This window comes from Micromonospora sp. SH-82 (assembly GCF_051132485.1).
Classification (GTDB): Bacteria; Actinomycetota; Actinomycetes; order Mycobacteriales; family Micromonosporaceae; genus Micromonospora.
In genome coordinates, this window is record NZ_CP148049.1 from 164697 (window position 1) to 177519 (window position 12823).

At 72.1% G+C, this 12823-nt stretch carries 10 protein-coding genes and 2 pseudogenes; 7 read left to right on the top strand and 5 right to left on the bottom strand.

All coding sequences use genetic code 11. The features are described from left to right. Nucleotides 1–10: 10 nt before the first annotated feature. On the bottom strand, nucleotides 11–2167 hold the full coding sequence (locus WHN02_RS00720) for an ATP-dependent DNA helicase UvrD2 (protein WP_434741608.1): 2157 nt from the start codon (nucleotides 2165–2167) through the stop codon (nucleotides 11–13). Nucleotides 2168–2257: 90 nt separating this feature from the next. On the opposite strand from WHN02_RS00720, the gene WHN02_RS00725 reads away from it, so the two are divergent. Next, the gene (locus WHN02_RS00725) at nucleotides 2258–2500 is read left to right on the top strand and encodes a mycoredoxin (RefSeq protein WP_350896671.1); all 243 of its coding nucleotides are present in this window, start codon (nucleotides 2258–2260) and stop codon (nucleotides 2498–2500) included. A gap of 318 nt (nucleotides 2501–2818) precedes the next feature. Here the strand turns inward: WHN02_RS00725 and WHN02_RS00730 are convergent. Further along, a pseudogene (locus tag WHN02_RS00730) lies at nucleotides 2819–4036 on the bottom strand (MFS transporter); the annotation flags it as partial. A 195-nt stretch (nucleotides 4037–4231) separates the two neighbouring features. Here WHN02_RS00730 and WHN02_RS00735 point away from each other — a divergent pair. Next, nucleotides 4232–5206, top strand: coding sequence for a helix-turn-helix domain-containing protein (locus WHN02_RS00735; protein ID WP_434741609.1), 975 nt, complete (start codon nucleotides 4232–4234; stop codon nucleotides 5204–5206). Nucleotides 5207–5282: 76 nt separating this feature from the next. Beyond that, a pseudogene (locus tag WHN02_RS00740) lies at nucleotides 5283–5510 on the top strand (DUF397 domain-containing protein); the annotation flags it as partial. Between the two features lie 60 nt (nucleotides 5511–5570). On the opposite strand, the gene nudC reads toward WHN02_RS00740, so the two are convergent. Genes nudC through WHN02_RS00755 form a run of 3 tightly spaced genes read right to left on the bottom strand, consistent with a single transcriptional unit; the run spans nucleotide 5571 to nucleotide 9216 of the window. After that, nucleotides 5571–6539: an NAD(+) diphosphatase gene (gene nudC, locus WHN02_RS00745; protein ID WP_434741610.1), complete on the bottom strand. Its 969-nt coding sequence runs from the start codon at nucleotides 6537–6539 to the stop codon at nucleotides 5571–5573. Then, nucleotides 6536–7867: a M16 family metallopeptidase gene (locus WHN02_RS00750; protein WP_434741611.1), complete on the bottom strand. Its 1332-nt coding sequence runs from the start codon at nucleotides 7865–7867 to the stop codon at nucleotides 6536–6538. The genes nudC and WHN02_RS00750 overlap by 4 nt, the downstream gene beginning before the upstream one ends. Then, a complete protein-coding gene (locus tag WHN02_RS00755; protein ID WP_434741612.1) occupies nucleotides 7864–9216 on the bottom strand; it encodes a M16 family metallopeptidase in 1353 nt (450 codons plus the stop codon). The genes WHN02_RS00750 and WHN02_RS00755 overlap by 4 nt, the downstream gene beginning before the upstream one ends. A 239-nt stretch (nucleotides 9217–9455) precedes the next feature. Here WHN02_RS00755 and WHN02_RS00760 point away from each other — a divergent pair, with 239 nt between their 5' ends. From WHN02_RS00760 to WHN02_RS00775, 4 genes are read left to right on the top strand one after another with little or no spacing between them, the layout of a single operon-like run. Next, a complete protein-coding gene (locus WHN02_RS00760) occupies nucleotides 9456–9944 on the top strand; it encodes an RrF2 family transcriptional regulator (RefSeq protein WP_434741613.1) in 489 nt (162 codons plus the stop codon). A gap of 38 nt (nucleotides 9945–9982) precedes the next feature. Further along, nucleotides 9983–11071, top strand: a complete 1089-nt coding sequence (locus WHN02_RS00765; RefSeq protein WP_350896664.1) for an ABC transporter substrate-binding protein — start codon at nucleotides 9983–9985, stop codon at nucleotides 11069–11071. After that, complete coding sequence (locus tag WHN02_RS00770) at nucleotides 11068–11862, top strand: ABC transporter ATP-binding protein (RefSeq protein WP_434741614.1); 795 nt, start codon at nucleotides 11068–11070, stop codon at nucleotides 11860–11862. The genes WHN02_RS00765 and WHN02_RS00770 overlap by 4 nt, the downstream gene beginning before the upstream one ends. Next, a complete protein-coding gene (locus WHN02_RS00775; protein ID WP_434741615.1) occupies nucleotides 11852–12781 on the top strand; it encodes an ABC transporter permease in 930 nt (309 codons plus the stop codon). Before WHN02_RS00770 ends, WHN02_RS00775 begins: the two co-directional genes overlap by 11 nt. The last annotated feature ends 42 nt before the right edge of the window (nucleotides 12782–12823 follow it).

Here is a 12823-nt window from a genome sequence, read left to right on the forward strand (position 1 = left end):
ACGGCGAGTTTTAGAAACTTTTCTCGGGGCAGATCTCGTCGACGCTCGCCCCCTGCACCAGAGCCAGTACGGCCTCCCCGTACAGGCCCAGCTTGCGGGGGCCGATACCGGCGATCGCCACCAGTTCCTCCTGGCGGGCGGGCCGCCGTTCGGCGAGCGCGGTCAGGGTGGCGTCGGTGAAGACCACGTACGCCGGGACCTTCTGCGTACCGGCGGTCCGCTGCCGCCAGGTGTGCAGCCGCTCGTACAGCTCGGTGTCGATGTCGGAGGGACAGGTGGGGCAGCGCCCCAACTTCCGGTCCGGACCGGCCAGGAGGGTGGCCCCGCAGATCCGGCAGGAGACCACCTGCGGTCGACGACGCTCGGCCCGCCGTCCACCTGCGGCTGCCGGGGCACCGGCCCGCTCGGTGCCGCCGGAGCGTTCCAGCCGGGGCAGGAACCGGGTCGGCCGCCGGGCCCGTCCACCCGGCGAACGGGCCGCCGCGTACGACAGCCACAGCCACTGCCGGGCCCGGGTGATCCCGACGTAGAGCAGCCGCCGTTCCTCCTCCACCTGCTCGGCGGTACGGGCGTAGGTGGTGGGCAGGGTGCCCTCGGCCAACCCGACCAGGAAGACCGCGTCCCACTCCAGCCCCTTGGCGGCGTGCAGCGAGGCCAGTGTCACCCCGTCGACGGTGGGGACGTGCTGTTGGGCGGCCCGCCGGTGCAGTTCGTCGGTGAAGTCGGCGAGGGTGACCGGGCGCTGGACTGTCGCCGCCTCGCCCAACGGCACCAGCTCGGGGGTGGCGGCGTACTCCTCGGCGAGGCCGACCAGGGCGGCGAGCGCCTCCCAACGCTCCCGGGCCGCCCCGCCGGTCGGTGGGGCGTCCGGCGCCCAGCCGACCGCTGCGAGCGCCTCCACCACTGCAGTCGGGAGCGGAAGGTCACCGGGAACCGACCGGGTGGCCGCCCGCAGGGCGACCATCGCCTGTCGGACCTCGGTCCGTTCGAAGAACCGCTCGGCCCCCTGGACCTGGTACGGCACCTCGGCCTCGGTGAGCGCCTTCTCGTACGCCTCCGACTGGGCGTTGGTCCGGAACAGCACGGCGATCTCCCGGGCCGGGGTACCGGCCTCGATCATCGCCCGGCAGCGCACCGCCACCGCCGTGGCCTCCGCAGGCTCGTCGGTGAAGATCCGGACGTCCGGTTCGGGACCGGTGGGCCGCTGACCGACGAGTTCCAGCCGGAGCCGGGCCTCGGTCCCCCGGGCCCGGGAGATCACCGCGTTGGCCAACCCGACCACCTGGGGGGTGGAGCGGTAGTCGCGGACCAGCCGGACGACCACCGCATCGCGGTACCGGCGGGGGAAGTCGACGAGGTAGGACGAGGTGGCTCCGGTGAAGGAGTAGATGGTCTGACTGGCGTCCCCGACGACGGTCAGGTCGTCCCGTCCGCCGAGCCAGGCGTCGAGCAGGCGCTGCTGCAGCGGGTTGACGTCCTGGTACTCGTCGACGACGAAGTGCCGGTACTGCCCCCGGACCTGCTCGGCGACGTCGGCGTGCTCCTCGATCCCCCACACCATGGCGCGCAGCAGGTCCTCGAAGTCGATCACGCCGTTGCCGCGTTTGATCTGCTCGTACGCCGTGAAGACCGCCGCCACCTTCGCCGGTTCGTGCGGGGTGTCCCGCAGCGCCTTGGCGGCGGCGACCTCGTACTCCCCCGGCTCGACGAGTGAGGACTTGGCCCACTCGATCTCACCGGCCAGGTCCCGGGCGGCGGCCCGGTCGGTACGCAGGCCCACCCGGGCGGCGGCGAGGGTGACCAGCCGAACCTTGCTGTCCAGCAGCTCGGGCATCGCCCGTCCCTGCAACAGTCGGGGGGCGAAGTACCGGACCTGCCGCATCGCGGCGGCGTGGAACGTGCGGGCCTGCACCCCCGGCACGCCGAGCAGGGTGAGCCGCTGTCGCATCTCGGCGGCGGCCCGGGCGGTGAAGGTGACCGCCAGCACGTGCCGGGCCGTGACCTCACCGGTCAACGACCGGTGGGCGACACGGGAGGTCACCGCCCGGGTCTTGCCCGTGCCGGCGCCGGCCAGGACGCAGACCGGCCCGGCCGGCGCGGTGACCGCCGAGCGCTGCTCCGGGTCCAGACCGGCCAGCACCTGCTCGACCGCCGATTGAACCGTCACGACATGGAATCATCGCAGCCCCCGATGACGTTGCAGCGACGGGACGGCTCGACAGCGAGCCACCGGACCGACTGTCGGAGGGACGCGACAATGTTGACCATGTACTCCACCCCGTGGTGCGGCTACTGCCACCGGCTCAAGTCGCAGCTGGACCGGGAGGGCATCGGATACCAGGTGGTCGACATCGAACAGGACCCGAAGGCCGCCGACTTCGTGATGAGTGTCAACGGTGGGAACCAGACCGTCCCCACGCTCCGGTTCGCCGACGGGTCGGCCCTGACCAACCCCTCGATCAACCAGGTCAAGCAGCACCTGGCCGCCATCTCCGGCTGAGGCGGCAGGCCCCCAGCCCCGGCACGCGGTTCGCGCGTCGGGGCCGTCTTACAGCCCTCGACCGGGATCGGTGACCCGCCGGGAGGCGGCGGCCTCCCCCTCGCTGCCGGCCACCCGGACCAGGGCCTGTCCCCGCCGTCGAGCCGGGATCCGGTGGGCCGGCAGCAGAGTCGCCGTCGCACCGGGCGACACGACGGGGGCGATCGGCACCACCACCGGGGGCGGCCCGACGACCGGCGACGGGGACGGAACGACCAGGGTCCCGGCGGATGCCGACGAGGTTCCGGCGGGAACCGGCGGAACCTCTGCGGGAACCGGCGGAGCCCCTGCGGATGCCGACGAGGTTCCGGCGGGTACCGGGGGCGAGAGGAACCGGCCACGCCAGAGGAAGACCCCGGCGGCCAGGGTGACCACGCTCACCAGCAGGAACAGCAGCCGGTAGTCGAGCACCCCGACGAGCACCGCACCGACCCCGATCGACGCCGCCTGCGGGCCGCCGACCACCGACTCGGAGGCAGCGGTGACCCGACCGAGCAGGCCCGGCGGGGTGGCGGCCAGGACCAGGGTGTTCATCCCCACCACGGTCAGCGGCAGGGCCGCGCCGGTGACCAGCAGGGCGACGAAGCCCAGGCGCGGATCCGGGTACGCGAGCGCACCGGTCGCGGCCCCGAAGAGGCCGACCCCGACGGCGAGGGTGCCGACCTCGCCGATGCGGCGTACCACCCGGGCGGAGAGCAGCCCCCCGACGAGCCCACCCACCCCCTGCACCGTCACCAGCACGCTGACGAAGGCCGCGTTGCGCTGAAGTCCCTGGTCGACGTAGGCGAAGATCAGGGACTCGGTGAAGCCCATCACCAGGCAGGCCAGCCCGAAGCCGAGGAACGCCCGGCGTAGCGCCGGCTGGTCGGACAGGTGCCGCAGGCCGGAGCAGAGCTGGGCCGACCAGGGCAGTCCCCGGGTCGACGGGGGTGGTTCGGGCACCCGCAGCAGGCCCGTCAGGAGCGCGGCGATCCCGAACCCGACCATGCTGAGCGAGGTCAGCAACCACCCCCCGGCAGCGGCGTAGAGCGCGGCCCCGGCCAGCGGCCCGACCAGGCGCAACCCCTGCCGTACGGTCTGGAGGGCGGCGTTGGCGTCGGCGAGCTGACCGGCCGGGACCATCGCCCGGATCAACCCGTTGACCGCGGCGTTGACGATGACCTGCGAGAAGCTGTACAGCCCCGCCACCACGTAGACGAGCCACACGTCGTCGGCGTCCCGTACGGCGAACAGGGGCAGGAGCACCGTCGCGGCGGCCAGGTTGGCGACCACGAGGAAGGGTCGACGGCGGTACCTGTCGACGACCCAGCCGACGAGTGGGGCCAGCACCTTCGGCGCGATGATGACGAACAGGGTCGCCCCGGCCAGGCCGTCGGACCCGGTCAGGTCCTTGACCCAGATGGCGAGTGCGAGCAGCAGCGTCGACTCGGCGGCCCGGCCGGCCGTCAGGGCCACGAAGAGCAGGCGGAAGTCGGGGTGGCGCAGGACGGAGCGCATGGGTGGTCCCTCCGGGCGGGGTGGCGCGAGGTCTCGACGGAGTCACCTCCGTTGCGGACATCCTCGCTGGCATTTCTGCGAGACACGCCCCCGCCGGAGCCTCCTTCGGCCCCCACGCCGTCCATACTGACCGTGGGGGGCGAATTTCATACGGTTACCGTCGCGTGCGCGACGGTCGACGGAGAAGAGGACGACGTGCCTCCTGCCTCAGTCAGCCCGATCATGCGGCGCCGCAGGTTGGGCCAGCATCTACGGCGCCTCCGCGAGTTGGCCGGCTTCACCGGGGAGCAGGTCGTCGAGCGGGTCAAGTGGGCTTCCGCCTCGAAGCTGTCCCGGTTGGAGAACGGTCGGAGCCGGCCCGACCCCGAGGACATCGCCGCCCTGTTGGACCTCTACGGGGCGGAGGAGGAGGTGCGCCGGGAGTTGTCCGCCACCGCCCGGGCCGCCGGTGACATGCGCGAGTGGCTGCGCAAGACGTACCCGGTGATGACCGAGCAGCAGCGGGAGTGGGCGCAGCTGGAGGCGGGGTGTGTGGAGATCTGCGAGTACAACCCGGTCCTGGTGCCGGGTCTGCTCCAGACTCCCGGGTACGCCCGGGTCCGGATCACCTCCGCCCGGCTGGTCGGTGAGGGGCGGCGTACGGCCGACCACCTGGAGCTGGAGGTTCAGGCCCGGGAGGCGCGTCAGGCGCTGCTCTCCAGGTCGCTGGACGCTCCCCGGTACACCGCCGTGCTGGAGGAGGCGGCGTTCGGCCACCGGGCCGGGCCTGCCGAGGTGCTCCGGGAACAGCTCGACAAGCTCCACGAGTTGTCCACTCTGCCGAACATCTCGTTGCACGTGCTGCCCCGGGACACCCGCCTCGACAACGGCTACGTCGCGCCGACGGCGTTCTCGCTCTACCGCTTCGCCGACCAGCTCGATCCGGAGACCCTCGCCATCGAGGGCGGTTACACCGACTTCGTGTCGACCGATACAAACATCATAAATAACTATAAAGTCGTGTTCGAGTGGCTTCGTGCAGCGGCGCTCTCCACGACGGACACCCGATCCTGGCTGGCCGAGGCGAGCGAACGGCTGGCGGAGACGACGGCGGATTCCACTGTGGGCAGCGGGCCGGCAACGGCGCCGGCACAACGCCGTCGACACTCCGGACGCCTCACGGAGCGGTGAACGATCCGAGGACCGTGCCGTGGGCGTACGAGGGTCCACTCGTCCCATCGGAGCAGTTCACACCAGGAGCAGACCCATGAACCACATCAACGACACCGCCCTCGCCCGGCAGCTGGCGGACGCCCCGTGGCGTACCAGCTCCCGTAGCCAGACCTCCAACTGTGTCGAGATGGCCCCCCTGAACACACCCGGGCCGGTCGCCGTCGCCCTGCGCGACAGCAAGGACCGGGGTGGTCCGGTGCTGCTCTTCGGCCGGGCCGACTGGGCCGGGTTCCTCTCCGGTGCCCGCAGCGGCCGGTTCGACACCCGCCGAACCCGGCCGGTCCCGCACGCGAGCCGGGGACGACCACCGTCGACGGGCGGATCAGACGGGTCGGGTCAGCCAGTGCTCGATCAGGAAGTGGGCGATGGAGCTGGCCATCGGCAGCGTCACCCGTCGGCCGTCCCCCGCGTCGACCGGATCGTCGGCCAGGACGGCGGCGATCTCGGTACGGGTGAACCACCGGGCGGCGGCGATCTCGGTCGGGTCGACGCGTACCGGCTCGGTGGGGTCGGCCCGGGCCAGGAACCCCAGCATCAGGGAGCCGGGGAACGGCCAGGCCTGGCTGCCCGCGTACCCGATGTCGTCGACTGCGACGCCGACCTCCTCGCGGACCTCGCGGACCACTGCGGCCTCCGCCGACTCCCCCGGCTCCACGAACCCGGCCAGGCAGGAGAAACGCAACCGGCCGGGCAGCGTCGGCCAGGCGGCGTTGTTGCCGAGCAGGCACCGCCCCTGCGGCCCGGCGACCCCGTCGTGGACCAGCACGATCATCGCCGGATCGGTCCGGGGCCAGGCCCGCCCGCCCGCCGGATCCACCCGGGACCACCCCGCCTCGTCCGGCTCGGTGGGCTCACCCGTGGTCGAGGAGTACCCGTGCCGCAGGTGCCAGTTGGTCAGGGCCACGGCGGTGGTGAGGATGCCGGAGTCCCGGTCGTCGAGGAGGTGGCCGACGTCCCGCAGGTTGACCGCCCGCGCCCCGGGCACCGTCGGCAACGCGGCGTCCACAGCGAAGACCGGCACCCCGTCCGGCTCGACGCCCAGGAAGATCGGCCCCGGCTGCCGCTCCGGCGGGTGGGGCAGGTCGTCCGGGGCCAGCAGGACCAGGTGCGGTGGTTCACCGCAGACCAGGGCCCGACCGTCGGCGGTCGAGTCGAGCACCACCACCCGGGACCGGAGCCAGGCTTCGGCGATCCACTCCCGGTCGGTACGGCGGTGAGCCGCCCGGTCCAGGGTGGTACGCGCCAACGGTGGCCCGCTCGTCGCCCCCGCCCCCGGACCGAGGCCGGTCATGTCGACTCTGCTGTCTCGACCGGGGTGAGCACGGCGAGCTGGTCGGCGATCCGGGCGGCGTCACCGAGGACCACGACGACCCCACGGGCGGGAGCCAGGTAGCGGGCCGCCACCTGTGCCACGTCCTCCACAGTGACCTTGGTCAGCTGGGCCGAATACTCGGCGAGGAAGTCCAGACGCAAGCCGTTCCCGGCGTACGCGCTGGTCAGCGAGGCCAGTCCGGCCTGGGTGGAGGTGCCGAGCTGGAGGCTGCCCAGGGCGTACCGGCGGGCCTGCTCCAGCTCGTCGGGCTTCGGGGGCACCGAGGCCAGCCGCCCCAGTTCGTACGTCGTCTCCAGCAGCGCCGGGCCGGTCACCTCGGTGGCCACCTCGGCGGCGGCGACCAGCACCGAACCGGCGACGGAGTGCTCGACCACCGAGTGGGGGCCGTACGTGTAGCCCTTGTCCTCGCGGATGTTCTCCACCCACCGGGAGGAGAAGTAGCCGCCGAAGAGCAGGTTGGCCAGTTGCAGGGCGGCATGGTCGGGGTGGGTGCGCCCCACCGCCGGCAGGGCGACCCGCAGCGACGACTGCACCGAGTCCGGGCGGTCCACCAGCAGCAGCGACCCCGGCCGCAGGGGTGGGGCGTCGGGCAGCTCCACCGGGTGACCGTCCCCCTTCCACCCGCCCAGCATCCGCTCGGCCGTGTCCAGGGCCCGGTCCGGGTGGACGTCGCCGACGAGCACCAGCACCGCCCCGGCGGGGTGCACCCGGTCGGCGTGCAACCGGCGCAGGGAGGCCGCGGTGACCGAGCGGATCTGCTCGACCTCCGGGGTCTGCACCGCGTACGGGTGTCGGCCGTAGATCCGCCGGAGCAGGGCGGCCCGGGCCAGGTGGGCGGGTTGACTCTGGGCCACCTGCACCCGGTCGACCAGCCGGTCGGCCTCGGTGGCCACCTCCGTGTCCGGGTAGGTCGCCCCGGTGAGCACCTCGGCGAGCAGCTCCAGCATCCGGTCCAGACCGGTGACCAGCCCGGCGCCGGAGACCATCAGCCGGTCCGGGTCGAGTCCGGCGGAGAACCCGCCGCCGACCCGCTGCAGTTCGGCGGCGATCTGCACACTGGTCATGGTGGCGGTGCCCGAGAGCAGGGTCTGCGACAGCAGCGCCCCCCGGGCCAGGTCCGCCCGACCGAACGGCATCCAGAGCCGCAGCTCCACCAGCGGGACCGCCGGTCGGCGTACCGCGATCACCGTCAACCCGTTGGTCAGTCGCCGCTCGGCCTGCGGGGGCACAGAGAGGGGGCGGTTGGGACCCAGCGGGGGCAGCGTCCGGACGGTTTCGGCGGTCACTTGGCCCCTCCCGGTACGACCTCGATCGATGCGCGGCGCTCCGGCCGCAAGGTGGCGGCAGCGGCCCGGACCTGCTCCTCGGTCACCTCGCCGACCAGCCGGGGCAGATCGTTGAGCAGCCCCGGGTCGTCCCGTTGCTGTTCGAGGACGGCCATCCGCAACGCCCGACCGAGCACGGCGTCGGTGTCGCGCAGCAGGTGGGTGGCCATCCGGGCCTGGGTCCGGGCGAGTTCCTCGGCGGGCAGCCCGTCGGTGGCCAACCGGTCCACCTCCTCGTCGACGGTGCGCAGCACCTTGTCGACGTCCCCGCCGGGCGGCAGGTGGGCCTCCAGCAGCAGGGCGGTGGGGTCACGGACGTCGAACGGGTCACCCATGAAGCCGAGGTAACCGCTGAGCCCGGTGGCCGTCCGGTCCCGCTGGACCAGCCGCTCGACCAGCCGGGACGCCTCGCCGTCGGTGAGGACCTCGGCCAGCACCACGTAGGGCAGGTAGGCGGCGAAGTCGGCGATCGGGTCGGGGACCCGCCAGGCGGCGGCCACCGCCGGCAGGGGGGCCAGCCGGTCGGCGTACGTCTCCCGGCGCTCGGCGGTCAGGTCCGGCTCGGTGAAGTCGGGACGGGACGGGGCCGGGCGGTGCGGTACGTCGCCGAAGTGCCGTTGCACCAGCGTGACGGCCTCGTCGACGTCGAGGTCACCGCTGACCGCCAGGACGGCGTTGCCGCTGGCGTAGTAGCGGCGGAAGAAGTCGGTGGCGTCGGCGACGGTGGCCGACTCCAGGTCGGTGAAGGAGCCGTAGCCGTCGTGCGCGTTGGGGAAGGTGTCGAACATGACCGGCGGCAGGGTCAGCCAGGGGAACCCGCCGTACGGCCGGTTCAGGACGTTGACCCGGATCTCCTCCTTGACCACGTCGACCTGGTTGCGCAGGTTCTCCTCGGTCAGTCGGGGGCCGCGCATCCGGTCGGCCTCCAGGAACAGCGCCCGTTCCAGGGCGTTGCTCGGCAGGGTCTCGTAGTAGTCGGTGTAGTCCAGGTGGGTGGAGCCGTTGAAGCTGCCGCCGGCGCCCTGGACGTGCCGGAAGTGGGCCAGCTTCTCCAGGTTCTCCGAGCCCTGGAACATCAGGTGTTCGAAGAGGTGGGCGAAGCCGGTGCGCCCCTCGGGTTCGGAGCGGATGCCCACGTCGTAGAGGACCGCCACCCCGACGACCGGCGCGCTGCGGTCCGGGGTGAGCACCACCCGCAGGCCGTTGTCGAGGGTGAAACGCTCGACCGGATATCGCGTCGGCGGGATCCCGGCCCGCTGGTCGGTGTTGCTCGTCGGTCCCGTCCGCTCTTGCGATCTCCGCGCCGCCACGATGACGACCCTAGCGCGTCGGCGTCCTGGCGCGGCGCCCTCCCTCCGTACGTTCGTACTGGTCCGGGTGCTTTGACCTGCTCGCTGTGATCTGCGTCCTCTTCCACGATCCGGATCGGTGCTTGACCTGAGCCGACCACGTGTTCCAGTATCCCTATCAATCAGGTAGGAGAACTCCACTTTGCCGTACCCGGCGGGGTTCGCCGGCCGACCGGAACAGCGATGGGAAACGACAGACGATGTACGTCCTGGCCCGTGGTGACTACGCGGTACGCGCGATGCTGACCATCGCCGCCGCGCACGGCGGGCTGGTCAAAGCGGGCACCCTCGCCACCGACCAGAAGATCCCACCCAGCTTCCTCCAGGACATCCTGCTGGAGCTGCGCCGGGCCGACCTGCTGCACAGCCACCGGGGCGTCGAGGGCGGCTACGGCCTCGCCCGCTCCGCCGCCGACATCTCCGTCGGGGACGTCCTGCGCGCGGTCAGCGGTGTCCTCACCGTGGTCCGCGGCCTCCCCGCCGAGACCACCCGATACCACGGTCCCGCCGCCGGTCTGGGCACGGTGTGGCTCGCCGTGCACCGGGCGATCGGCGACGTCGTCGACCGCACCAGCCTCGCCGACCTGCTCACCCGGGGCGGCACCCCCTCGCGATCCTCATCGCGGGCCGAACCTGACGGCAACGACGCCGCACCGGTCCGCGAGCCGGCACCTCCCACATCCGCATGACGCCGACCCGGGGCCGACCCGGTACGACTGGAGAACGAATGAACTCGCGCACCCTCCGCACCCTCCGGGGACGCGGTACCCGCGCCCTCGCGGCGACCGCCGCGGCACTGCTGGCGGTCAGTGCCCTCACCGCCTGCGGCGGCGACGGGGACGGCGCCGGTGGCGGCGAGGCCACCGAACTGCGCCTCGGTCTCTTCCCGAACATCACCCACGCCCCCGCCCTGGTCGGTGTGCAGAACGGGATCTTCGCCGAGAAGCTGGGCGACGGCATCAACCTCACCACCACCCCGTTCAACGCCGGGCCGTCGGCGATCGAGGCGCTCTTCAACGGCGCGATCGACGCCACCTACATCGGGCCCAACCCGGCGATCAACGGCTGGGCACAGTCCAAGGGCACGGCGCTGCACGTCATCGCCGGCAGCACCTCCGGTGGGGCCGCCCTGGTCGTCAAGCCGGGCATCAACGGCGTCCAGGACCTGCGGGGCAAGAAGATCGCCACCCCCCAGCTGGGCAACACGCAGGACGTGGCGCTGCGCTACTGGCTGAAGAAGAACGGCCTGAACACCGACACCAACGGCGGCGGCGACGTCTCCGTCCTGCCCACCCCGAACTCGGAGATCATCACCGCGTTCGGCAGCGGCGCGCTGGACGGTGCCTGGGTGCCCGAGCCGCACCTGAGCCGACTCGTCCTCGAACACGGCGCGAAGGTGCTGCTCGACGAGAAGGACGAGTGGCCCGGTGGGGAGTTCGTCACCACCCACCTGATCGTCCGCAAGGAGTTCCTCGACAAGAACCCGGGGCTGGTCAGCAAGCTCCTGGAGGGGCACATCGCCGCTGTCGACGTGGTCAACAGCAACCCGGAGGAGGCCGCCAAGGCCGCCAACGACCAGCTCCAGGCGCTCAGCGGCAACACCCTGAAGGAGGACATCCTGAAGGCGTCCTTCGCCAACCTGACCTTCACCGTCGACCCCGTCGCGCCGTCGCTGTACGGCAGCGCCAAGCACGCCGAGGAGGTCGGCCTGCTCGACCCGGTCGACCTGAACGGCATCTACCACCTCGGCCCGCTCAACGAACTCCTCAAGGCGGCCGGCAAGCCCGAGGTCAGCGGTGAGGGTGGTAGCTCGTGAGTCTGCTCGACCACGACGCCGTCGGGGCGACCGGTGCCGGGAAGGGTCCCGGTCCGGTTCGCCTCGACGGCGTGTCCAAGGCGTACGGGCGCGGCAACAGCGCACTCCTCGCACTCGACAGGCTGTCGCTGACCGTACGGCCCGGCGAGTTCGTCTGCCTCCTGGGAGCCTCCGGGTGCGGCAAGAGCACCCTGCTCTCCCTGGTCGCCGGGCTCGACCCGGCCAGCGCGGGCAGCATCGAGCTGGGCGGTCACCGGGTCTCGATGATGTTCCAGGAACCGGCGCTCTTCCCCTGGCTGACCGTCTCCCGGAACGTGGAGATCGCGATGCGGCTGCGCGGTGTGCGGCGTGAGGAGCGACGGGAACGGGCCGCCGCGCTGTTGGAGACCGTCCGGCTCTCCGGGTTCGGGCACAAGCGCCCGCACGAACTCTCCGGTGGGATGCGCCAGCGGGTGGCGTTGGCCCGGGCCCTGGCCGCCGACGCCGACCTGCTGCTGATGGACGAGCCGTTCGGCGCGCTGGACGCGATGACCCGGGACATCCTGCACGACGAACTGGAGCGCATCTGGCGAGAGCGCTCCCTGACCGTGCTCTTCGTCACCCACAACGTCCGGGAGGCGGTCCGTCTCGGCGACCGGGTGGTCCTGCTCAGCAGCCGACCGGGCCGGATCATCGAGGAGTTCGGGGTGGAACAGCCCCGCCCCCGCCGGATCGACTCCACCGAGGTCGCCGGGCTCGCCGCCACCATCACCGACCGGCTCCGTGCGGAGGTGTCCCGCCATGCCCAGTGAGAAGCCCACCGGCGGTCCGGCCCTGGCCGATCCGGAGGCCTCCCCGCCCACGCCCACCCGGACGACCAGCGCCGACGAGGTGACCGGTCTCGACGCACTGGAACTCGGCCCGAAGCGGACCGAGGGACGGGCCGCCGACCTCGGTCGGGCGGTGTGGAGCAGCGCCTGGCCGAAGCTGCTCGCCATCGCCCTGGTGATCGTGGTCTGGCAGATCGTCTTCCTCGCCGAGTGGAAGCCGCCCTTCGCCCTGCCCGCCCCGCTGACGGTCTTCGAGGACCTCGCGGACCTCGTCGTCAGCCCGGAGTTCCCCTCCGCCATCGCGATCACCGCGCAGCGGGCGGTCACCGGCTTCCTGCTGGCGGTGGCCATCGGTACGGTGATCGGCGCTGCCGTCGCCCGGTTCCGGCCGCTCCGCGCGGCGATCGGGTCGCTGATCACCGGACTGCAGACCATGCCGTCGATCATCTGGTTCCCGTTCGCGATCCTGCTGTTCCAGATCAGCGAGACGGCGATCCTGTTCGTGGTGATCCTCGGGGCGGCCCCCTCGGTCGCCAACGGTCTGATCAGCGGGATCGACTACGTGCCGCCCACCTGGCTGCGGGTCGGCAAGGTGCTCGGCATGCGCGGCCTGTCGCTGTACCGGCTGCTGATCCTGCCGGCCTCGTTGCCGTCGTTCATCTCCGGCCTCAAGCAGGGCTGGGCGTTCGCCTGGCGCAGCCTGATGGCCGGTGAGCTGCTGGTGATCGTGGCCGGTCAGGGCTCGATCGGCTCACTGTTGCAGGGGGCCCGGGAGTTCAACAACGCTCCCCGGCTGCTCTCCTGGATCATCATCGTGCTGCTGCTCGGGATCCTGGTGGACATCCTGTTCAACGCCGTCGACAACGCCCTGCGCCGGCGATGGGGTCTCCAGCAGTCGTGACCCGACGAACGGCCGCAGCCCCCGTCTGTCAGACGGGGGCTG

Excerpts from the sequence above, each read along its gene's own strand:
- WHN02_RS00775 (WP_434741615.1), top strand. The coding sequence starts at position 11,852 with ATGCCCAGTGAGAAGCCCACCGGCGGTCCGGCCCTGGCCGATCCGGAG.
- WHN02_RS00765 (WP_350896664.1), top strand. The coding sequence starts at position 9,983 with ATGAACTCGCGCACCCTCCGCACCCTCCGGGGACGCGGTACCCGCGCC.
- WHN02_RS00760 (WP_434741613.1), top strand. The coding sequence starts at position 9,456 with ATGTACGTCCTGGCCCGTGGTGACTACGCGGTACGCGCGATGCTGACC.
- nudC (WP_434741610.1), bottom strand. The coding sequence starts at position 6,539 with ATGACCGGCCTCGGTCCGGGGGCGGGGGCGACGAGCGGGCCACCGTTG.
- WHN02_RS00725 (WP_350896671.1), top strand. The coding sequence starts at position 2,258 with ATGTTGACCATGTACTCCACCCCGTGGTGCGGCTACTGCCACCGGCTC.